Genomic DNA, 22,102 nt, shown 5'->3' with positions numbered 1-22,102 from the left:
CTCTTGACAGGAGGCTCTTTTATATCTTGCCCTTTTTGTCAAGTACAATTTATACCAAATTAGATGAGCTTACCCTGGTTTGTATCACAGTTTAAATGTGCAACAGCTTACAAGCCTTTCTATGCCTAAACGAATGACTGATGATGTGGATATCTTAGTATTAACTCAGGATGCTGCTAATCTTTCTCGATAATTAGAACAAGCTGGTAGCAGAAGAACGGGAGAACTTAGCATTGGGGGCAGCACTTGGGAATTGCCTGATGGTACTTAGGATCGCGAATTAAATAATTTACACAAGGAAAGTGGGGAGTAGGGGTTGGGCGTCCCGCCCGCCCTTTCTGGACGGGCGGGACGCCCATCCCACAAGAACCATCACGCATTGTAAGTTATTTAATTCTCATTCCTTATTTAGATGTAATTGAATCAAGGGATTCTTGGGTACGAGAGGCAATTAGAAATCCAAATAATGCCCCGGATGGGTTGCCAATTATCGGATTGCCTTATTTGGTTTTGATGAAACTAAAAGCTAGTCGCGGTATAGATATAGGGGATTTAACGCGGATGTTGGGAGGGGCTGATGAAAGTAATTTGCGGTTGGTAAGAAGGGCTGTACAAGATTTTCTTCCTGATGCTGTGGAAGATTTAGAAAGTTTAATTGTTTTGGGAAAGTTAGAAATGGGTGAGTAATTGATGAGGGTGAAATTGATTTGAGAAGAGGTGCGATCGCCCGATCGCATCACAGCAGATTATAACTCAAACAAGAATGCTTTGTTGAAACTGGCGCCGAATTTCATTTACAACTTTGCGATCGCTCAAATCGCGATGCCACCAGTGGCTACAGCCATCTTGACAATATTTGCAGTACCTGCGCGCATCGGCAATCGCCAATAAACTCATTAACAGGAAAAAGGTTTTGATAAATTCTGAGGGCGGCAGTTTCAAAAGCTTTGCCATTTGTTCTTTTAATCGCCCTCTACTCAGCAACACACAAGGGGTGTAAGTTGGGCGAAGTTTTGATTTGGCAATAGCTAGCGAAACATCTTCTTCTCGCGCCCCTGCTTGGAGGGTCATGTAGGATAGCCGCTGCAATATTTCCTGCTGGTATGCGGTTGGGAAGCTTAAAAACCAGTTTTTTGCATCTTCTTGGCTAATTAATTCTTGTTGAATTTGATTGATTGTAATTTCAATCATCTGTTGATTTGAGTTTGCCGGATGCTTTTGCTCGATCGATCGCATCTTGAATCAGAAGGTAGACAAAGTTGGAGATCGATCGCTTTTCGATATCGCACAACTTTTCGAGATCCTTTTTAGCCTGTGTTGGCAAAACCACTGAAATCCGCTCGCTGTCGCTCATGCCTTGCAATCTGTTGGAAGTTTCCCCTATTGTGCCACCTCGCCCGTCCAGCTCGTGCATCCACAGTCAGCTTTATGCTTACTTATGCACACTAATGCTTACTTTGTGTTACTTTTATGGGTAATGTCAGAAGCCAGCGCATCCACCGACCAAGTTTCTGCGCTGGCTCTGGCTCCGTTTAGCAATGGAGACTTCTCTATTATGAAATACGAAGGATACTTGAAGCCGTGGGCAGTAGCCCGCTTGCTTCCCACTTGGCAATGGGCGATCGTCGGTCGCTATCGCAGCCGATCGGATGCGGAGGGACATCTTCAGTTGTTTCGGCAACGAGTACCCAACATCCGATTTGAAGTGGTGTTTGATTTACCCTCTCGCCGAGGATAACTTTTTTGAGGGAGGGTTTTTGATAAGTTAACTGTCAAATTATCGACGGCGATCGCACTTTTGGAGATTAAAGGCGATCGCCCTTTTGCAAATAAACTATCAGAGATTACTCATTATCATCATCATCATCATCATTATCTTGAACTACCTTACTACTTAAAAGTCCGAAAATCGCACCCACACCCATATTCCAAGTGCTATTGCAAGTCTCAAAAATGCGCTCTCGTTGGGGAGATGGCCGATCTTCGGTACTAATCCAGAAAGAGACTCCTCCAGAAAAGAAGGTAATACAGATAACAGTGGCGAAGACGTACTGGAAAGGAGAGGGAGATTGAGGAAAAGTGTTTTTACGAGTCATTTTAGTAGATTTGGGTTTAGCAGGTGTCATATTTGGTTGAGCTTTCATAATTGCTACCTTTTGATTGGTGATATTCTAATCATAAAGGGCAAAACCTTGAAAGCCTAGGTGTGTATGGGTTTCAAATACTATGAGTTTGATATGCGTTTAAGATGCGTTTGGTTTGCGATCGCTCGCTATAATAGTTAAAACGTTCGTAACTTAGCTATGGCAGAGCGATCGATCGCAGCATCTGACGCAGGAATTGAAAAAGCAAAAACAGCTCTCACAGACAAAGGCTGGAGTCGCCAAGACTTAGCTGATCGTGTTGTGATGGGGGAAGAAAAAAGTCTAAAGATAGGGATTGATATTCAAACAGTTCATAAATTTTTCACCCAGAAAGGTGTCAAACCCCAGTATTTTGTTGCAATTTGCAATACTTTAGGATTGGATTGGCAAGAAATTAAAAAGCTTAATACAACCACATCGCCCCAAACATCCTTACCAAATGACAATCGAATAGCAGAATTAGAACCGCCAAATATCAACCACAATAATCCTTTTATTCCCCAGCATGGCAAGATAGACGATCCGAAATTTTTCTTTGGCAGAGAAAGGGAAATTCGGCGGGTGTTCGAGACGCTGAATAGTGGCAGTAGCGTAGCAATCATTGGCGAAAGAGCGATCGGGAAAAGTTCTCTGCTACAAGCCATTCACCGAGAAGCACCAAATCAACTCCATCATCCGCGCAAACCCATTTACCTCGATTTGCAAATTGTTTGCGATGAAAATGACTTTTACGATGCTTTATGCCACAAAGCGGGTATCGAGACAGTGAAGGGATATTCACTAGAACGGGCTTTAGAATCGCACCGATTGCTGTTGCTTTTAGATGAAGTCGAGAATATGAAATGGGATGGATTTACTAATCCAACACGCAGCCTATTACGGGGTTTGACTGAGGGATATAACCCACCTTTGCGTCTAGTTATCGCCGCGCGTACCTCTCTAGATATCCTATTTCCTGGAAAAAATATGACATCTCCTTTCAAAGGACATGAGGAAAATCTGAAGCAATGGGATGAAAAAATCAGCCGCGAATTTATTGTTAGTCGCCTCCAGGCTTCCTGGTTAACACCTGTTGCTCAGCCCGTGAATTTTACTGAGGCAGAAATTGCGGGGTTAATTGCTGAAAGTGGTGGCTATCCTCAGAAATTGATGCAGTTGTGCTATCAAACTTATGCTCGTTATATCAACTAGGACTTACACATGGGGGCCCAGAAACCGGGTTTTTTACGCAAATATTTCGTTAGAGAATCGCAGATTCGGTAAAAAACCCGGTTTCTCACCACCCGTGCGTAAGTCCTGTTTATTCATCCCCACCTATTTATGAGTCAAAACGATCGCCCTATTCCTCGGTTAGATTTAGCTCCCAAACTAAAGCGTCCTCTTTCTTTGTGGAATCCTTTAGATTACCTGCGATTGTTATATTGGGTGTTTTTCTTTCCTCAAGCTTTGCGGTGGTATGAGTCTACTTTTGGGGGTGAATCTAATTTAAAAGACGCCAAAACCTGGCGGGAAAAGTGGGAGTGGTTGCATCAAAATTCCGTCCAGCGTCAGTTAATTCTACAAGCCTTGATGTTAATCATTGTTATTCCCGTAAGCTTGAGTAGAATTTTCGAGGAAATAGGTGTTTCTATAGATTGGTTGGGCGTGGCGTTCGGCGTGGCGTTCGGCGTGGCGTTCGGCGTGGCGTTCGGCGTGGCGTCCGGCGTGACCTGGGGCGTGGCGTTGGGCGTGGCGTTCGGCGTGGCGTCCGGCGTGACCTGGGGCGTGGCGTTCGGCGTGGCGTTGGGCGTGGCGTTCGGCGTGGCGTTGGGCGTGGCGTCCGGCGTGGCGTCCGGCGTGGCGTTGGGCGTGGCGTTCGGCGTGGCGGGCGTGGCGTTCGGCGCGGCGTCCGGCGTGGCGTCCGGCGTGGCGTCCGGCGTGGCGTTCGGCGTGGCGTCCGGCGTGGCGTCCGGCGTGGCGTCCGGCGTGGCGTTCGGCGTGGCGTCCGGCGTGGCGGGCGTGGCGTTCGGCGTGGCGTTCGGCGTGGCGTTCGGCGTGGCGTTCGCACGTCCTGAAAATTGGCTTTTCGCTTTACCGTTTACCTTACTCCAGCCTCAACAGCAAAATAGACAATTTCCTCACATTACACCACTTCCCCTTCCCTACCTGTCTTCTCAAATAGCTAATTGGCTGAGGCGGGATTGGGACATAGGATTGCACAACATTAACCAATTACTACGATTTACCCTTCAGTTTATCCCTGTTGTTAAAGCTGTAAATAGCGTGCTAGCAGAGACGCCAAAAGAACAACTTATCTATCGCGTCGCTCAATTATCAGAAGATCCTTATGATTGCGAGTTAGTGCGTTTTGCCTCAGCTTCTCTCAGTGAAGTAATGAAGTCAGAAGCAGTAGCAGGTTTTTTTACCATCACACCTTGGGAAGAACAAATTAAAGCTCTTTTTCAAACAGAAATTCGTTTAGATACTCCTGCCCGTGCCTCTGCTGCTGGTTTCTGGTATCTCAATGAGCAAAAACCAGACAAAGCTATAGAAGCTTTCGCAGTAGTGCGAGATCTGCTTTATGGAGACGAGATGTTTACCTTAGCGCAGATTCTCACAGATTTTCACCAAACAGCAGAACTAGCCGAGATTGCTTCCCTGAAGCTGCCTGCTTCCCCAAATCCACCTCTGCTGCGTGAGACTACTTGGGAAGCAATTGCTTCTCTACGGCGGATAATTGCCGATGTTCAAGTCGTCGAGAATAGCGTATCTCGTTCTGCCCGTTCCCTTGCCCTCAACCGAGCATTAGGTGAGCTTGAAAATCTCCTCGATAGTCCAGGTATTATCCCACAATCTGAACGAATTTTAATTATTAAAACTGCCAAAAAATGGCAAGAGATATTACTGCAAGTGACCGGGAAAATCGGAGATATTTCGATTACTCAACCTGTCAGTATCCCCTATATAATTGGCGATCCAGTCCAAGGCAATCTATTTGTCGGCCGCGAAGACATCATCAGACAGCTAGAGGAGTTGTGGGTAAAAGGAAATCCGGTTCAATCTGTGGCTCTCTACGGTCATCGGCGGATGGGAAAAACTTCGATTTTGTTGAATGCTAGCAACTGCTTAGGCTCAAAAGTACAGGTGGCTTATGTCAATTTGCTGCGGGTAGGAGATTGCTCTCAAGGAGTCGGCGAACTGCTAATATTCATCACCGATGCCATTGCCAAAACAGTCAAGATTGCACCTCCTGCCGATCGCGATTTACTCGATTTACCCTATGTCACTTTTGGACGCTACATCGAACAAGTAATAGCAAATGTAGAAAGTGGATTGATCGTTGCTTTAGACGAGTTTGAAAAAATTGAAGAATTGATAGACGCTGGGAACATCAATCAAGATTTTATCGGTTTTTTACGAGGGATGGTGCAAATGAGTTCTAAAGTAGCCTTTGCTTTTGCCGGATTGCACACCTTGGATGAAATGACCGAGGATTATTTCAATCCTTTTTTTGCTAGCATTATCCCCATCCGAGTAGGTTTCCTGAGTCTAGGTGCAACTCGCCAAGTTTTAGCCAATCCCGATGATGATTTTCTCCTCGACTACAAACCTGAAGCACTCGATCGCATTTATGAACTAACTCATGGCCAACCCTACCTCACGCAATTGGTAGGATTTCTGTTAGTCCGCCTCTACAACGACCAAGTATTTGAAATCGGACGCCCTCGCGATCCAATGTTTACACTAGAAGACGTAGCAACTGTCATCGATGACCCGGAATTCTTCAGCCGAGGTCGCTACTATTTTACAGGAGTTTGGGGTCAAGCAACGCAAGGCGCATCCGGACAACAGGATATTTTAAAAGCCTTAGCACCTCACTTAGAAGGAATGAATCTCGACAGGCTGAGTCAAGAAACAGGGATGGATGAGACAAGTTTACAGGAAGCACTAAAAACTCTCGAACGCCACGATGTGGTTCGAGAAATTGATGGTTGCTACTGTATTACTGTCGAACTATTCCGCCGCTGGGTTCAGATGTCATATTGATTCCGGCTGCACCGGAATCATTGTTGACTGTTGACAGTTGACTGTTGACTGTTGACTAATGACTAATGACTGATGACTAATGACTTTAGTTATCCCTTTAAGTATTCGGCGGTTGAAATCCATCCTCCACAAACTCTCGTCCCAGCAGAGGGGGACTAAGAGAAAAGCGATAAAATTAATATTACTATTATGTCAAATATTTACATTATTGGCTACTCTAATGGTTGAGGTAAAATTACACTTTTCCTGAGATTATTACCCAAATTTTCTGTTGAGAATGTTTTGAATATGTCAATGCAGATGCGCCGCCGGAAAGTCCCGATTTAATCCAGAGTCAGTTGCTATGGGAGCATCCCGCTTAATGATACAAAGATTGCGAACTTTATCAGACTCTGGCACTGATTTCGCTTTCGAGACAACTTTAGCCGGCGCGTAACTTTGCTCGATTCTTGAGCAACTGTAAAACCAAAGGCTACACAATCAACCTGATTTACTTCTGGCTGCAATCCCCAGAAATGGCAATTGAACGGGGGCAACAAGGGATGGAAAGTGGTGGACATTCTATTCCCGAAGATGTCATCCGCCGGCGATAAGAGCGCGGACACAGAAACTTAACTTCATTATACTTACCATTGTGCGATCGCTGGATAGTCTATGATAATTCTAGAGCTACTATCCGACTAATTGCTGAAGGAAGTGCGGCAGGGGAAACCCTAATCTCTGACCGTGAAACTTGGAATCGCATTATAAATTAGTAAAATGACTGAAACAAAACTTGTCAAGTTATCCGATCGCATTGACGCAGGTGTCAAAGCAGCCATCGCCGAAGCAATTGAAAAACACCGCAAACTAGGACAATCAATTAGAATCTGGCGTGACGGTAAAATCGTGACTTTAACTGCTGCTGAGATTCCACCAATAGCCGACAGCGATACTGTTTTTTAGCCTTGAGAAACCGGGTTGTTTACGGAAATACTTCATTTGACGCTTTAACCGTCGTGAAAAACCCGGTTTATTGGGTATTTATGCGTAACTCCTTAGATAACTAAACACAGAAGGCATCGCATAACAAACAACCAATAATCATTAACTCACAACAAAATTATTGTCAACAGTATTTTCCCTGATAGATCAAATATTAAATAAAAGTTTCTAGCCCAGATGTACGATCGCACGTACTCACTTCAATATATTTGAAAATGCTAAGTTAATTAAAGATTCTATAAAAGTGACGCATAAGTCTTTACATTATTGATCGCAATTTTGTTATTCTATTAGTAAGTTTCATTCGAGCGACTGAATTTTTGTACTCCAGTCCTACCCCTAAACAGAACGGCAGTTTCCACAATGAGAATTTTAGTCACAGGCGGTGCGGGTTTCCTCGGTTCCCACCTAATCGATCGCTTAATGGCCCAAGGACATGAGGTAGTCTGCCTGGATAATTTTTACACCGGGACTAAACGCAATATCCTCAAATGGCTTGACAACCCGTATTTTGAGCTGATCCGCCACGACATCACGGAACCGATTCGGTTAGAGGTAGATCAGATTTACCATCTGGCTTGTCCCGCTTCCCCCATACACTATCAGTACAACCCTGTCAAGACAATTAAAACAAACGTCATCGGCACGATGAATATGTTGGGATTGGCCAAACGGGTAAAAGCAAGATTCTTTCTCGCTTCCACTTCCGAAGTGTACGGAGATCCTGACGTACATCCACAAACAGAAGATTATCGCGGCAACGTTAATTGTATCGGGATCAGATCGTGTTATGACGAAGGGAAGCGAGTAGCTGAAACCTTATCTTTTGATTACCACCGTCAAAATGGGGTAGACATTCGAGTTGTCCGAATTTTCAATACCTATGGCCCGAGAATGTTAGAAAATGACGGCAGAGTAGTGAGCAATTTTATTGCTCAAGCTTTGCGGAATCAACCACTGACAGTATACGGCGACGGTTCCCAAACACGGAGTTTCTGCTACGTTTCTGATTTGGTGGAAGGATTTATTCGTTTGATGAATAGCGACCAAATCGGGCCGATGAATTTGGGGAATCCCGGCGAATACACTATATTGGAACTGGCACAAAAAATTCAAAACACGATTAATCCAGGGGCAGAAATTATCTTTAAACCGCTGCCGGAAGACGATCCAAAACAGCGACAACCGGATATTACTCGTGCTAAAAATTGGTTGGGGTGGGAGCCAACTGTGCCGCTGGATCAAGGTTTAGAGTTGACTATAAAGGATTTTCGCGATCGCATCGAGGGAAACCAAAAGTAGAGACTGGGAGAAGGGGAGACTGGGAGAGTGGGGCAGGGAAAAAATCTTCCTTATTCCCAATTCCCAATTCCCAGTTCCCGATTGCCATCTAATTTTTTTACTAACTTTGAGGACATTTGTATGCATGTTTGCGTCATCGGTACAGGATACGTTGGTTTAGTCACCGGCACTTGTTTGGCCCACATCGGCCACCACGTGATTTGCGTAGACAACAATGAAGAAAAAGTTAAACTAATGAAGTCTGGACAGTCGCCTATTTTTGAACCTGGACTGTCTGAATTAATGTCCTCTGCATCCGCGTCGGGCAATCTAGAATTTACTTCGGATTTAGCAGCAGGAGTGGCTCACGGGGACATTTTGTTTATTGCCGTGGGGACGCCTCCTTTGCCTACTGGGGAAAGCGATACTCGCTACGTGGAAGCGGTTGCTCGTGGCATTGGAGCTCACCTCGACGGCGATTACAAAGTAATCGTAAACAAATCGACAGTGCCCATCGGTTCGGGAGATTGGGTGCGAAGAATTGTACTAGACGGTTTAGCAGAACGTCAAAAACCTCAAAGCGGTGATGGCGCTACTGGTGAGGAAGTCGCAGCAAAAACAGGTGTTCAATTTGATGTGGTTAGCAACCCGGAATTTTTGCGCGAGGGCTGTGCTGTTTTCGATACTTTTAATCCCGATCGCATTGTTCTCGGCAGCAACTCTCGGCGGGCTATGGATATGATGCTACAGTTATACCGGCCGATTGTCGATCGCAAGTTTGCAGAAAATCCGTCTTTGCCGGAGGTTCCTGTGGTGATGACTGATATCAGTTCAGCGGAGATGATTAAGTACGCAGCTAATGCTTTTTTGGCTACGAAGATTAGCTTTATTAATGAAGTTGCTAATATTTGCGATCGCGTCGGTGCAGATGTTAGTCAAGTTGCCCGAGGTATTGGTTTAGATTCACGGATTGGCAACAAGTTTCTGCAAGCTGGCATTGGTTGGGGCGGTTCTTGTTTCCCCAAAGATGTCTCGGCTTTAGTTCACACTGCTGAGGATTACGGCTACGAGGCGCATTTGCTGAAAGCGGCAGTGGAAGTAAACGAACGCCAGCGGTTGATTGCTATTGAAAAGTTGCAACAAGTTTTGAAGATTCTCAAAGGTAAAACAGTCGGACTTTTGGGTTTAACATTCAAGCCGGATACTGACGATTTGCGGGATGCTCCAGCCCTGAATTTAATCGAGAATTTGAATCGATTGGGAGCGAAAGTTAAAGCTTACGATCCGATTGTTTCTCAAACTGGGATGCGTCACGGTTTGTCGGGAGTTTTGGTAGAAACTGACCCGGAAAGGTTGGCAGACGGTTGCGATGCTTTGGTATTGGTGACTGACTGGGAACAGTTTCGCAATTTAGATTACGATAAAATGGCGAAGTTGATGAATCATCCGGTGATGATTGATGGCCGCAATTTCTTAGACAAGAAGGCTTTAGAAGCGGCTGGTTTCCAATATTTGGGGATTGGAAGGTAAAGGGAGAGAATTAATATTACCAACCAAAGTCAGGAAACGGCATTGCCGTTTCCCTAAAATTAATCTGGGTAGGGAAACGGCATTGCCGTTTCCTCCGTATCATAAGGAGTGCAACCGGAATTGATATCACTTAGCTTTGTCTTTTGGCTGCTTTAGATAAGAGTTAGCCCAAGCATACCGTCTGGGATCTTTCTTCAGCAGATAGTTTATAACTTCCCGCCGTTTATTCTCATCCTTGGTATTTTTGACAACCCGTTTGAGTTCGTAATCTATATCTTCTGATTCAGCGCCGCGTTTAATTGCCTCCTTAGACCAACGCTCACTCTCTAAGAATTCGCCCCGCTCAAAACAAATAGATCCCATTAAAGTGTAAGGATGATGACTCTGAGGCTGATACTCAATCGCTTTTTGAGCGCACTTTTGTGCATCATCTAATTTATCGATATCTCGGAAAGCACCGCCCCTAGTTGTTAGTAATGCTGACTTGAGCTTATTTTCTTTAATTTGGTTAAAGTCTAGATTTTCCGGTTCTGCCGTACTTACTGTGCTAAATTATTAGGAAAGTGCCAAGCAAGTAAAGCTCGCTTTTCAAAATTAATGAAGTTTCTCAACCCAAAGCCACACCTTTTTAACAGCTTTAATTTGTTGTTAATTCCTTCAACTAGGCCGTTAGTTGTTCTTTGTTCAAAATACCCCACGATCTCTCCCAACCATCTTTTTATGTAATCGTTCAGGCGTTGATTTTTATACTTTTAAATATTCTGCTATCTTTATTTTAAACGCTGTTTTTTTTTCTGGATTTCTCTTGAATTCTAGGCTATACTTTGTCCAAAGGTAAACATACTTTTTTTTCTTTAATATCCTCCGAACTTGGACTCCACTTAATTTTATTCATGTGAATTTTTTTAAGCATATTGCTAATCTCTGCGCTGTCCATCTTCCAAAATCATATCCTAATTCTTGAGGGTCTTTTGCTATAGTTTCTAATAATATCTCTATATATAGCGGTTCTCAAAAAAGTGAGGTATGCCTTATGCCCTATGCCCTATGCCCTATGCCCTATGCCCTATGCCCTATGCCCTATGCCCTATGCCCATGAGTACCTCATCTTTCTGAGAAAAGCTATATTTATCTGTGGCTTTTTTGTGATTTCCCTTCATCCTCTCATCTATTAGACTTTCTAGATTGTCAGGGTCTCCCTTGAGACACTCTTTTTGATACTTTGTTGACTGAGCAACCCAAAAAATCAGCGATTTTAGATGGTGTTTTGCCGTCATTGAGCAATAATAAAATCAGAATTCTTTCTCTAATCTTTGCTTTTTTTGCCTCTCTTAAGGCTTTTTGTAGTTGATCTATTTGTTGGGGATTGAGATGGTTTTTGGCTGGCATTTTTGTAGGGATTGACTAAACCAAATTTTTATTATACCCTATTTAAAGGCACAACAGCTTAATAAACCTTTCTACCTGGTTGAGACGGGTTTTGTGTGTGTTTTTATGTTACTAACCGAAAATCACACCTATTTACGGTTCAATGATTATTAAAAGCTATAACTGGGCAAGTTATAGTCAACAAAAAATTATGTTTCGCCGAGCTTGAATTGCCCATCAAGTGCGATGCCGGAGACTGGCTACGCGATCGCGATTTTTCCTAACTTATTCAGCAAACCCTAGTTAAGATTTGGAATTAAGATAGTCGTCATCGCCTCCTCTGTCCCTCATACAAAAAACTTATATGATGTCCGCAGCCTGCCGACATGAGGTATAATCTTAATTTTTAATCACTCAATCAAAGCTCTTGTTATCTAATTGTGTCGATCGCGATTTTAACATTCATAAAAAATTAATTGGGGAAAACTCATGTACTTAAAATATGAAGATATCAGGAGAGTCAGCGTAGAAATTACTTCCAGGTGCAATGCAGCTTGCCCGCAGTGTCCCCGCACGGACAACCCGATTTTGCCGGGGGCAGAATTAAAGATGGAGGATATTGAGAGAATTTTCCCACAAGAGTTTTGCTCTCAGTTGGATTTGGTGTATATGTGCGGCAACTACGGCGATGCTATGACTAGCAATACCACAATTCCCGCGATCGAGTATTTGCACCGCATGGGAGTTCCTCATATCTCCCTGTACACCAATGGTAGCGGACGCAATCCCGACTGGTGGCAAGCCCTGGCACAGGCGATGACAGGAGAACACGATCGCGTAATTTTTAGTATCGACGGGTTGGCCGATACTAACAGCATCTACCGCCAAAATACCAACTGGGACAGGATAATGCAGTCGGTTAATGCCTTTATCCAAGCAGGCGGAAAAGCTGTATGGCATTACTTGATATTTGAACACAACCAGCACCAAGTAGAAGCAGCGCGGGATTTAGCCCAACAATTAGGATTTGTCGAGTTTGTACCGAAAGCAACCTCTCGTTTTGTGGCGAAAGAGATTTATGACAAAGAGTCCGCAAATCAACAGCCCCAGAAGGCAGAAAACTCTCAGGTAGAGGCTAAGAGCGATCGCACCAACCAACCAGCAACAGCTAATGTATCAGCCCCTCAGCATCAAGAACAAGCCGCGCTTCAGTTCCACCGACAAGCTGAGGAATGTTTGAAACAAGGGCAACTCTCAGAGGCGATCGCAGCCAGCCAACAAGCCCTAAAAATTCAACCTAATTTTGCAGCAGGCTGGAAAACTTTAGGCAACGCTGTTCAAGGTTTGGGGAAGATGCAAGCAGCAGCAGATTGTTACGCCAAGGCCCTCAAAATTCAGCCTAATTTTCCAGAAGTTTATGCTAATGTCGGCAGTCTTTATGCTCAACAGCAACAGTGGCAGCCAGCTAGTGCTTATTACCAAAAGGCGATCGAGCTTAAACCCAATTTTGCCGGAGCTTATCGCAATTTAGCTAAAGTGTTGACGCAGTTAGGGCAACCAGAAAAAGCAAATTATGCTTGGTATCAAGCTATAGCTATCGAAACCTCTCAAGCACCAGAACCAAATCAGTCTGCCCTATCAAAGCCAGCCAGCGAAGAACTCCAACCCCCATCCTTGGAACAATATAAAAATCCCCAGGGAGACCAATTTATCCAAGCTGTAGAAACATTTGGTAGCCTAAACAATTACTACCGAAATGTAGAAATTAGCTGCCAAACTCAAGCCACCCAAGAGATTTTCATCAGTTTTGAAGCGGAACTCTGGCCTTGCTGTTGGGTAAGCCATACTAAATACGCTATTTATAACCACACTTACAGACCGCAAATGCTGGCTTTAATTGAAAAGTACGGAAATGGCTTTAATTCTCTGAGAACTCAATCGGTGAAAGATGCGATCGCCAGAGATTGGTTTCGCGAAGACCTGACAAAAAGTTTTTCCTGTTCCAAAAGGTTGGACGTATGCGCTCACGAATGCGGTAAAACTTTCAATTCAACAGGTTCGCAGTATATATAGAAATCCTAAATGAGTGGTAATTTTTTTACCCCACCCCAACCCTCCCCTTACTAAGGGGAGGGAGTAAGAAATTCACAAAGGATTTAGGAGTGCTATATAAGAAGGAAGGCACGACACGGATTTGGACACGGATACATGGATTAATTTTTGAAATGTCGAAATTTCAGCTAAAATCAATATTACCACCCACAACTAGGAGAACTCACAGTGGAAGTTCTAGACATCAAACACAATATCGAAACATTGTCCGATCGACTGGGTACAACCCAGGACTATCTTTGACATCCCTGCACTTACAGCCAAAATTCAAGACTTAGAGCAAATCTGCGCCCAACCAGCATTTTGGGACGACCAAGATCGAGCTCAAGAAACCCTCCAAGAACTTAATGACTTCAAATCTCATTTAGACCAATATCGCGGCTGGCAAACGAGCTTGGAAGACGCTAGAGCTATTTTAGAACTGCTGGAGTTAGAAGCCGACGAGTCCCTGTTCCAAGAAGCCTCATCGAGTCTTTCTCAGTTAACCCGCGAACTCGACCAGTGGGAACTACAACAATTACTATCTGGGCCCTACGACGAAGGCGGCGCTGTTTTGACAATTAACGCCGGGGCCGGCGGCACAGATGCTCAAGATTGGGCCGAAATGCTGCTGCGGATGTACACCCGCTGGGGGGAAAGTCAAGGTTACAAAGTACATTTAATGGAAATTTCCGAGGGAGAGGAAGCAGGTGTTAAATCGGCTTCTTTGGAAATTGTCGGCCGCTACGCTTACGGTTATATGCGATCGGAAAAAGGCACTCACCGCTTGGTCAGAATTTCGCCTTTTAACGCTAACGACAAGCGTCAAACCAGTTTTGCAGGCGTTGAAGTGATGCCAATTCTCGATCGATCCGTCAAGTTGGACATTCCCGAAAAAGATTTGGAAATCACGACTTCCCGCGCTGGCGGCAAGGGCGGGCAAAACGTTAACAAGGTAGAAACCGCAGTCCGCATCGTTCACCTTCCTACTGGTTTGGCCGTGCGCTGTACTGAAGAACGCAGTCAGTTGCAAAATAAGGAAAAAGCTTTGGCATTACTCAAGGCTAGGCTGTTGGTGGTTGCTAAGGAACAGCGGGCTTCGGAAATTGCCGAGATTCGCGGCGATATGGTGGAGGCGGCTTGGGGCAACCAAATTCGCAATTATGTTTTTCACCCATACCAAATGGTCAAGGATTTGCGTACTGGAGTGGAAACAACCGCCATCGCAGATGTGATGAACGGCGAATTAGAGCCGTTTATTCAAGCTTACCTGCGGCAGGAAAATCAGTTGGTCAGTAGTCAGTAGTCAGTAGTCAGTAGTCAGTAGTCAGTAGTCTGTTGACAGTAGTCAGTAGTCAATGAGGACTTCAGTCCCCAAAAAAGCAGGACTTGCATTCCTCACTACGAAAATTTTGGTTTGTAGTGAGGACTTCAGTTCGCAAAAAAGAAGGACTGAAGTCCTCACTACGAACCAATTTTCTGGTATGATTTTTGGGTTTTGGTCGATCGCCCGACCTTCAACAGGTCGCGCGGCCAAAAACCTTGATATGATAAAACTTGATCTAACGAACAAAAGGAGAAATAATGACCCAAGTTGTAATAGGCGAAAATGAAGGGATTGAGTCAGCCCTGCGACGGTTTAAGCGACAAGTTTCCAAAGCGGGTATTTTCCCCGACATGAGAAAGCACCGCCACTTTGAAACTCCGTTGGAAAAGCAGAAGCGCAAAGCTATTGCCAGAAGGACTAAGAGACGCTTTCACCGCAATAACAAACCCTAGAATTATTAGCACTAAATTGATTCGGCAGATATAATGCCTTGCGATTCTAGTACCGCAGCGACTCGGAGAATCACCGCTTCGCTGTAGGGAGCACCAATAATTTGTACCCCCAAGGGCAAAGCGCCGGGCCGCTGTACAGGCACGCAAAGAACGGGCAAGCCAATAAATGATAGGGGTTGGGTGAACAGTCCGAGATTGGGACGCACTAAGATTTCTTGTCCGGCTATTACCATTTTCTCGACGCCAATTTCAGGGGCCGCTATCGGGGTGGTGGGTGCGAGGATGATGTCTGTTTGTTGGAATATTTCGCGAATTCGATCGCGGTACCACTGTCTGAATCTCTGCGCTTGCAAGTACCAAGTCGCAGGGATCAGGGTTCCCGCTAAAAAGCGATCGCGCGTGGCAGGATCGAAGTCTTGAGGGCGCGATCGTAAATTGTCTAAATGCAAGTTTCCCCCCTCGCAAGCGGTAATGATAAATGCCGCAGCCCTGGCGCGATCGGATTCCGGTATGCTGACAGTTGCAAGCCCCCCTATTTTTGGGGGGTTTGTTGTTTTTTCTGTGCTTATACCACAATCCAAGATATTTGTCAAGGCTTTAGCAACTATTTCTACAGCATCCATTGCTTCCGGTTGAGTTCCTGTGGCGAAATAGCCGTCAGCAACAGCAATTCGCAATCCTTCGATACCTTGATTTAACTGCGACGAACAAAGTTCTGGCGGGCGTTGAGTGCAAACTGGGTCACGAGAATCAGGGCCTTGCAGGATATCGTACAGCAGCGCCATATCTCTGATCGATCGCCCAAACGGCCCCACACAATCCAAACTACCCGAAAATAAATAAGCGCCAGCCCTGGACAAACGGCCGTAAGTAGGCTTAAACCCAAACACACCACACAAAGCAGCCGGTACGCGGATGGAACCGTTAGTATCGGAACCGAGAGTGAAGGGTACAAAACCTGCAGCGACTGCTGCTGCGGAACCGCCGCTGGAACCGCCAGCGATGCGCGCAGTATCGCGGGGATTGCGAGTCGGGCCGTAGTGGCTGTTTTCCGTGACGAAACCGTAGGCGTACTCATCCATGTTGAGAGTACCTACAAGCACAGCCCCGGCTTGTTTGAGTCGGGCGACCACCGCCGCGTCCTGGGTAGCCGGAGGATTGTCAGAGTTGATTTTTGACCCTGCTAGAGTAGTAATTCCGGCGACATCGAACAGGTTTTTGACTGCGAAGGGAACGCCTGCTAAAGGACCTGGGTTTTGGTTATTTGCGATCGAATTATCTATATTTTCGGCTGCTGCGAGTGCGCTTGATGCAGTGATTGCAGTAAAGCAATTAAAAGCTTTATCCTTAACAGCAATCCGTTCCAAAGCAGCACTTACCGCCTCTGTAGCCGTAACCTTACCACATTTAACAGCCGCTGCCGTAGCAACCGCATCAGCCTTATCTAAAAAACATCTGCGTTCATCTGCGTTCATCTGACCTCATCTGCGGTTAAAAATCTAAGGTTCAAACACCGGCGCAGCTTCGATTGCTTGAGGTAAAGGGAATTCAGTAACGAGTCGGGCGATCGCAGCTATCCTCTCGAAGTTTACCACAACGCCTGGACGATGTTCCGGGTCTAACGGTAAGTTTATCAGTTCGGCGGTGCGATCGACATATTCTTCTACATTTACCATCAGTCCCTCCCAAAAAAACATCAGCGTTCATCCGCGTACATCCGCCCTCATCTGCGGTTGAAAATCTAAGGTTCAGATATAAGTGCGATCGATTATTGTATTGTAAGCGCGATCGGGCTGTCAGTTATTATTGCTCAGTTTTTTGTATTCCTCGGATTGTCTGATATCATCTAAAGGCGATTTTTGCTTTGCTGGTTCATCAGGACAAAACTTTATACATACCTGCGTTTCCCCGGACTGAATATTTTCATTAACTTTTATTTGAAGCCTTCCTTTTTTCCAACCCTTAGAACCAATTTTGAGAACTTGACAATCTATTCCTTCTTGAGGGGAGTTCCAGTTTATCTCCCCTCCCTTAATTATTATTTTTTCGTTAATCCGTAGCTCTTTCATGCAATCAATTATTGATTTATGGCGAGATTCCCTTATTGCAATAATATCAAGTATTTCAATAAACTTGCTAGTGACGACTTCTTCAAAACTGCGTACCAAAAAAGTAGCTTTGTCGAATAACAAAACATCATCTCCGTCTAGTATCTCATAGTTATTATTGGATTCAAGTTTGTCGTCCATTTTTTTTTACAAAATTCTGCTGGCTCCTATTTAATACCATTTGAAAGTATGTGAGTCAAGGTGGTAAAGAAACAATTTGCGATCGGCAAACTTTCCCAACTCAAACACTGACAGTTTCCCGCAATTTCTCAACGGCAACATCCAGCGAAGGCAAAGCAAAATCCTCAGCATCCATCAATTCCTTAACCTTCTCAAAAATCTCAACCTCCGCCTCTTCCTGATCCGTCAGCTTATCATAAAAATAAGGGTCAGTAAACCACTGCTCAAAAGCAAACCTTAACACCCCATTCGGGTCAAGCATAAACTGCCAATACTTAGAAACTCGGTTATCAACTACTTCAAACAGCGGTGCCGGAGTCTGTATGGGATAATAGCTGTAATTATCATCACAAATATAGTACCAAACTATTCCCTGCCACGATCGAATTGCATAAACAACATATTCCTTGCCAACTGTCAACGGCAATTCAACCTTTTTAGTATAACCTCGGGCCGGATCAATATAATTTTCCGGTAGAACTTCCCCAGTATTAGCAATACAGCGAACAATCATAACTTGTCTACCTATAAATTCTTAGGTGCTATTTTAGGATATTGTCGTTTAAACTTTAATTCAACTTGTTGGAAAATTTTTGCATTTTCAAACCAGTGCACTTGTACGGAAGCTCCATTAATTACAAAAGCCTGAATGCTAGTTATTTTGTACCAGTCTTCGGGATTACCTCCATAGAGGGCAACCAATCTGGAAACATCCCCTAGTATATCGTCAGGCCCGCCCTGAATTGCTCGAAAATTACCAGCCTTAGCATCTTGCAGGAGCAATTGTTCCGGCAAATTTCTGGGACTCTCATCGGGAATAGCACCTTGATTCACAATTTAACAGCTTCAAATATTGTTTGTCAAATACCATAAAAACTAATTTTAGCAGGTTCAGTTTCCGCCAGCAACTTCCCCCGCGAAATCACATACCGAACCGCAGCGCGCCTCCTAATTGCATCATAACAATCCTCAGCATCCAACACAATCAAATTGGCAGGTTTCCCCGCCTCTATCCCATAATTCTCATCTCCCAGATAGAGAGTTTTAGCACCGTTGACAGTGACCATATTAAAACAAGCTGCAATCTCAGCCATTCCCGTCATCTGACAAACATGAACCGCCATATGAGCGACATCCAACATATTTCCCGTACCTAAACTATACCAAGGATCTTGCACGCAGTCGTGACCAAAACTCACATTCAATCCCTGCTGCCACAACTCCTTAACCCGCGTCACCCCACGGCGTTTGGGATAAGTATCAGCGCGGCCTTGCAGGGTGATATTAATTAAAGGATTGGCAATGAAATTAATTCCCGATTTTGCCAAACTTCCCATCAGCTTAAAAGCATAAGCATTGTTATAAGAACCGAAAGCCGTCGTGTGGCTAGCCGTCACCCGCGAACCAGCCCCGCTTCTAATCGCACAAGCTGCTACCACCTCCAAAAATCTCGACTGTTCATCATCTATTTCATCGCAGTGAACATCTATTAATCTATTGTATTTTTCAGCAAGTTCAAAAATTCGCTCAACCGACTTCACCCCATCTTCCCGCGTCAACTCATAATGCGGAATTCCGCCCACAGCATCCGCACCCATATCCAGAGATTTCTCTAAAAGTTGGTCATTTTCTGGACTTCCGTAAATCCCGTCTTGGGGAAAAGCCACAACTTGCAGAGTCATCCAATCTTGGACTTGTTCTCTAACTTCCAAAAGTCCTTGCAAAGCAGTCAGCGTCGATTCGCTAACATCAGCGTGACTCCTGACAAACAAAATCCCTTGAGACGCTTGGAGTCTTAAAGTTTCTACAGCCCGTTTTTTGACATCATCCAGAGTTAAACTTTGCTTGCGTTCCCCCCAGATTTGAATTCCCTCGAACAAAGTGCCGCTTTGATTCCATCGCGGTTCCCCCGCAGTCAAAGCCGAATCGAGATGAATGTGCGACTCCACAAAAGGAGGACTAACTAATTTGCCTTGAATGTCGATTTCGCGTTCGCCAAGTTCAGATATCCGAGGGGAAACGGCGACTATTTGGTCATCCTCGATAGCAATATCCACTGTTTGACTGTCGCCAGCACCTAACACACGACATTCGCGCAGAACAATGCTATACTTTTGCTCAGGCATGACAATTGCACCTATTTTTACAAGTGTAAACTTTATCCTTCCTAATTGCGATTCAGCCTAGTAAGACCAAAAGAATTCCCCAATCACTTGCGAATCCCCTCCTTCTCCTCCTCTGCGTCCTCTGCGCCCTCTGCGGTTAAAAAATCTTACTCACAAAACCCACCTATAACCATAATCACCCAGAAAAAAGCGCAACTACGAATCGCCAACATCAGACAATCTCAAACTCCAGATTGTGATTTTTTACTAAATCAAAGGTAAAATGGTCAACCACATTAGTATTGCTCAACTCCAGATTGTAAAAATCAACAAAATCCGCATCAAAATACGGCCCAGCGTGCCAAGTCCCCACATCTAACTTAATAAAACAATTGCCCGGAATCCGAAAAGCAGCCATATCCTCTAAACTCGGTTTATAGCTATCCCCAGGAGGCGCAACCGCCATCAACCAATCCTTCCCCTCCAAAGAACCCAAACACTGAGTACATTGAACGTGTCGCGTAATTTTGCCAAACTTGCGACCTTTATGGTGCAGCCGCATAATGTAAAATCTAGGAATACCATTTTGCAAACTTAACTGAGCATCCTCAGCATCAAAAGACTTGCCATCAACAGCCGCAAAGATAACTTGACCGTAACTCCGAAAATTCTCCGGTGTCACCCATTGTGCGGATAACTGCTTAGTCAAAATTGATTCGCTCATAAATCCCAACACCCCTAGCTTTCTCGGCTATAAATATTCTAATATAAATAGTAAGACCACTTAATTTCTACTCGGGACGCAGCCAGGAATAGGCTTTTCGACTTGTTCCACAACAAATTCAATTAATTTACTGCCAAATCGCTACAGAAATAACCCATCATCCCCTTCCTCTTCTTTCTCTTCCTTCGTGTCCTTCGCGTCTTCGCGGTTCGTTAAAAAGATATTAATTGAGATCGATCGCCCAAAACAGCCTTACAATCATAATCAGCACACTGCTGCAAAAAACGAGCCGGAATATCAGGCCGAGCACCCCAATGCAAATGCAAATAAGAAGCGTGTACCCGACAAACTCCCCAACCTTCAGCAACCGCCTCAACTTCCCCTCGCTTGCCATACCTCCAACTGTGATAAACTGGATTACTCGGTTCCACAGTTAAATGCGATCGATGAAACTCATGTCCCCAAACCTCATCAAGAGCAGTTAACACCGAACTATCCCTCACCGCCACAGCTTCTCGGTATCCCAGCGTCAAACGCTTTCCCATCGCAGCAGCAGTTTCCAACACTCCCACCCCTGGCCAAGAAATGCCATCGAAGTCTACAATAGAATCGCACAAATACATCAAACCGCCGCACTCCGCATAAGTCGGCATTCCCGAAAAAATCGCACTTTTTACCGCATCCCGAATTAAAACATTACCGCTCAATTTTTGAGCAAACACCTCGGGAAAACCGCCGCCAAAATATAACCCCTGCACATTGTCAGGAAAAACCGAGTCATCAAGGGGACTCCAAAACACCAACTCCGCACCCAACTCTTCCAACAAATCAAGATTGTCCTGATAGTAAAAATTAAAAGCCCGATCGCGCGCAACTGCAATCCTCACTCCAAATTGTTTTCCCAAACAGTTGACAACATCATTTTTTTGAGTTATAATCCCAGAAGGGAGACTGTACCTACCCGAAAGTTGCTCAGACCCCTCACCCCCCCCATTTCGAGTTGCAGCCAACAAAGGCAAAAGTTGTTCCCAGTCAAAACTAACAGCCGCCAAATCCGCCAACTTATCGATCGCAGCATGAAGATTCGGCAACTCCTCAGCCGGAATCAGCCCCAAATGTCGATCGGGAATAGTAACAGCCTCATCCCTACGCAAAACGCCCAAAATAGGTAAATTGAGCGGTTTGAGAGCATCTTGAAGCAGTTCCAAATGTCGATCGCTCGCCACCCGATTCAGCACCAAACCAGCGAATTTAAGGTCAGGGTTAAAAGAACGAAAACCGTGGGCGATCGCAGCCACAGAACCAGAGAGCCTGCTGCAATCTATCACAAACAATACCGGCAAATTCAGCAAATAAGCAACATGAGCCGTAGAAGCAAAGGAAAAATCATAATTGCCTTCTTCTTTTCGATAATTAATCCGTGTATCCGTGTCCAAATCCGTGTCGTGCCTTCCTGATTCCTGATTCCTTCGACTCACTCCATCAAATAGTCCCATCACCCCTTCAACTAAGGCATAATCGACATCTTGAATATGACGAGAAAAACACTTTTTTACATAAGATTCAGACGTTAATACCGGGTCTAAATTCCGACAGGGGCGACCAGTAACAAAAGCATGAAACATCGGGTCAATGTAATCCGGGCCCACCTTAAAAGACTGAACATTCAAGCCGCGACGGATTAAATAAGCTAAAAGTGCGATCGTTACAGTAGTCTTTCCCGCACCGCTGCGTTCGCCAGCAATTACTAAAGCCATAGTTCTAAATTATTCACAAAAAATA

Annotated in this window: 25 protein-coding genes; 11 read left to right on the top strand and 14 right to left on the bottom strand. The window is 44.8% G+C overall.

The genetic code is table 11. The features are described from left to right. The first annotated feature begins 513 nt into the window (after positions 1-513). Entirely contained in the window at positions 514-687 is a 174-nt protein-coding gene (locus tag QUA43_RS21190; protein WP_333376252.1) for a hypothetical protein, read from the top strand. 66 nt (positions 688-753) lie between these two features. On the opposite strand, the gene QUA43_RS21185 is transcribed toward QUA43_RS21190, so the two are convergent. Further along, the gene (locus tag QUA43_RS21185; protein WP_333376251.1) at positions 754-1,191 is read right to left on the bottom strand and encodes a DUF5958 family protein; all 438 of its coding nucleotides are present in this window, start codon (positions 1,189-1,191) and stop codon (positions 754-756) included. After that, the gene (locus QUA43_RS21180) at positions 1,184-1,414 is read right to left on the bottom strand and encodes a ribbon-helix-helix domain-containing protein (protein ID WP_333376250.1); all 231 of its coding nucleotides are present in this window, start codon (positions 1,412-1,414) and stop codon (positions 1,184-1,186) included. The genes QUA43_RS21185 and QUA43_RS21180 overlap by 8 nt, the downstream gene beginning before the upstream one ends. Positions 1,415-1,477: 63 nt before the next feature. On the opposite strand from QUA43_RS21180, the gene QUA43_RS21175 reads away from it, so the two are divergent. After that, positions 1,478-1,738: a hypothetical protein gene (locus QUA43_RS21175; protein WP_333376249.1), complete on the top strand. Its 261-nt coding sequence runs from the start codon at positions 1,478-1,480 to the stop codon at positions 1,736-1,738. Positions 1,739-1,844: 106 nt separating this feature from the next. Here the strand turns inward: QUA43_RS21175 and QUA43_RS21170 are convergent, their stop codons facing one another. Further along, positions 1,845-2,096, bottom strand: coding sequence for a hypothetical protein (locus tag QUA43_RS21170; protein ID WP_333376248.1), 252 nt, complete (start codon positions 2,094-2,096; stop codon positions 1,845-1,847). A gap of 207 nt (positions 2,097-2,303) precedes the next feature. On the opposite strand from QUA43_RS21170, the gene QUA43_RS21165 reads away from it, so the two are divergent. The 6 genes from QUA43_RS21165 to QUA43_RS21140 all read left to right on the top strand — a co-directional run bounded on the left by QUA43_RS21165 (position 2,304) and on the right by QUA43_RS21140 (position 9,965). Next, the gene (locus QUA43_RS21165; RefSeq protein WP_333376247.1) at positions 2,304-3,335 is read left to right on the top strand and encodes an AAA family ATPase; all 1,032 of its coding nucleotides are present in this window, start codon (positions 2,304-2,306) and stop codon (positions 3,333-3,335) included. 129 nt (positions 3,336-3,464) lie between these two features. Further along, positions 3,465-6,170 (top strand): helix-turn-helix domain-containing protein, encoded by a 2,706-nt coding sequence (locus QUA43_RS21160; protein WP_333376246.1) that lies wholly within the window; start codon positions 3,465-3,467, stop codon positions 6,168-6,170. Between the two features lie 449 nt (positions 6,171-6,619). Next, a complete protein-coding gene (locus QUA43_RS21155) occupies positions 6,620-6,763 on the top strand; it encodes a hypothetical protein (protein WP_333376245.1) in 144 nt (47 codons plus the stop codon). A 166-nt stretch (positions 6,764-6,929) separates the two neighbouring features. After that, positions 6,930-7,115, top strand: coding sequence for a hypothetical protein (locus tag QUA43_RS21150; RefSeq protein ID WP_333376244.1), 186 nt, complete (start codon positions 6,930-6,932; stop codon positions 7,113-7,115). 402 nt (positions 7,116-7,517) lie between these two features. Then, positions 7,518-8,456 carry a UDP-glucuronic acid decarboxylase family protein gene (locus tag QUA43_RS21145; RefSeq protein ID WP_333038674.1) on the top strand — a complete coding sequence of 313 codons (939 nt, stop codon included), beginning with the start codon at positions 7,518-7,520 and terminating at the stop codon, positions 8,454-8,456. 120 nt (positions 8,457-8,576) lie between these two features. Further along, positions 8,577-9,965 carry a UDP-glucose/GDP-mannose dehydrogenase family protein gene (locus tag QUA43_RS21140; protein ID WP_333376243.1) on the top strand — a complete coding sequence of 463 codons (1,389 nt, stop codon included), beginning with the start codon at positions 8,577-8,579 and terminating at the stop codon, positions 9,963-9,965. Between the two features lie 126 nt (positions 9,966-10,091). Here the strand turns inward: QUA43_RS21140 and QUA43_RS21135 are convergent, their stop codons facing one another. The 3 genes from QUA43_RS21135 to QUA43_RS21125 form a co-directional block, all read right to left on the bottom strand. Next, a complete protein-coding gene (locus tag QUA43_RS21135) occupies positions 10,092-10,328 on the bottom strand; it encodes a hypothetical protein (protein ID WP_333376242.1) in 237 nt (78 codons plus the stop codon). Between the two features lie 176 nt (positions 10,329-10,504). Next, entirely contained in the window at positions 10,505-10,699 is a 195-nt protein-coding gene (locus QUA43_RS21130) for a transposase (RefSeq protein ID WP_333376256.1), read from the bottom strand. Positions 10,700-11,153: 454 nt separating this feature from the next. Next, positions 11,154-11,354 carry a helix-turn-helix domain-containing protein gene (locus tag QUA43_RS21125; protein ID WP_333376241.1) on the bottom strand — a complete coding sequence of 67 codons (201 nt, stop codon included), beginning with the start codon at positions 11,352-11,354 and terminating at the stop codon, positions 11,154-11,156. Positions 11,355-11,822: 468 nt separating this feature from the next. Here QUA43_RS21125 and QUA43_RS21120 point away from each other — a divergent pair, with 468 nt between their 5' ends. The 3 genes from QUA43_RS21120 to rpsU all read left to right on the top strand — a co-directional run bounded on the left by QUA43_RS21120 (position 11,823) and on the right by rpsU (position 15,203). Then, positions 11,823-13,406: a tetratricopeptide repeat protein gene (locus tag QUA43_RS21120; RefSeq protein ID WP_333376240.1), complete on the top strand. Its 1,584-nt coding sequence runs from the start codon at positions 11,823-11,825 to the stop codon at positions 13,404-13,406. A 207-nt stretch (positions 13,407-13,613) separates the two neighbouring features. Then, positions 13,614-14,730, top strand: a protein-coding gene (gene prfB, locus QUA43_RS21115) for a peptide chain release factor 2 (RefSeq protein WP_333376239.1) whose coding sequence is annotated in 2 segments (ribosomal slippage) — positions 13,614-13,685 and positions 13,687-14,730 — 1,116 coding nt in all. Because the reading frame shifts where the segments join, the coding sequence is not laid out codon by codon here. A 278-nt stretch (positions 14,731-15,008) separates the two neighbouring features. Continuing rightward, positions 15,009-15,203, top strand: coding sequence for a 30S ribosomal protein S21 (gene rpsU, locus QUA43_RS21110; RefSeq protein ID WP_006632476.1), 195 nt, complete (start codon positions 15,009-15,011; stop codon positions 15,201-15,203). Between the two features lie 11 nt (positions 15,204-15,214). On the opposite strand, the gene QUA43_RS21105 is transcribed toward rpsU, so the two are convergent. The 8 genes from QUA43_RS21105 to QUA43_RS21070 form a co-directional block, all read right to left on the bottom strand. Next, positions 15,215-16,678, bottom strand: coding sequence for an AtzE family amidohydrolase (locus QUA43_RS21105; protein WP_333376238.1), 1,464 nt, complete (start codon positions 16,676-16,678; stop codon positions 15,215-15,217). A gap of 24 nt (positions 16,679-16,702) precedes the next feature. After that, positions 16,703-16,879, bottom strand: coding sequence for a DUF4089 domain-containing protein (locus QUA43_RS21100; RefSeq protein ID WP_333376237.1), 177 nt, complete (start codon positions 16,877-16,879; stop codon positions 16,703-16,705). A gap of 120 nt (positions 16,880-16,999) precedes the next feature. Further along, positions 17,000-17,452 carry a KGK domain-containing protein gene (locus QUA43_RS21095; RefSeq protein WP_333376236.1) on the bottom strand — a complete coding sequence of 151 codons (453 nt, stop codon included), beginning with the start codon at positions 17,450-17,452 and terminating at the stop codon, positions 17,000-17,002. Between the two features lie 100 nt (positions 17,453-17,552). Continuing rightward, positions 17,553-18,005, bottom strand: a complete 453-nt coding sequence (locus QUA43_RS21090) for a hypothetical protein (protein ID WP_333376235.1) — start codon at positions 18,003-18,005, stop codon at positions 17,553-17,555. 11 nt (positions 18,006-18,016) lie between these two features. Then, positions 18,017-18,325, bottom strand: coding sequence for a hypothetical protein (locus QUA43_RS21085; protein WP_333376234.1), 309 nt, complete (start codon positions 18,323-18,325; stop codon positions 18,017-18,019). 26 nt (positions 18,326-18,351) lie between these two features. Then, complete coding sequence (gene codA / locus QUA43_RS21080; protein ID WP_333376233.1) at positions 18,352-19,617, bottom strand: cytosine deaminase; 1,266 nt, start codon at positions 19,615-19,617, stop codon at positions 18,352-18,354. A gap of 211 nt (positions 19,618-19,828) precedes the next feature. Continuing rightward, positions 19,829-20,320: an ureidoglycolate lyase gene (locus tag QUA43_RS21075; RefSeq protein WP_333376232.1), complete on the bottom strand. Its 492-nt coding sequence runs from the start codon at positions 20,318-20,320 to the stop codon at positions 19,829-19,831. A 212-nt stretch (positions 20,321-20,532) separates the two neighbouring features. Next, on the bottom strand, positions 20,533-22,077 hold the full coding sequence (locus tag QUA43_RS21070) for a cobyrinate a,c-diamide synthase (protein ID WP_333376231.1): 1,545 nt from the start codon (positions 22,075-22,077) through the stop codon (positions 20,533-20,535). Between the last annotated feature and the right edge of the window lie 25 nt (positions 22,078-22,102).

It is taken from the genome of Microcoleus sp. N9_B4, assembly GCF_036701635.1.
GTDB lineage: Bacteria > Cyanobacteriota > Cyanobacteriia > Cyanobacteriales > Microcoleaceae > Microcoleus.
Note: the sequence above shows the minus strand (reverse complement) of the source record. Positions and strands in the feature narration are given on the sequence as shown.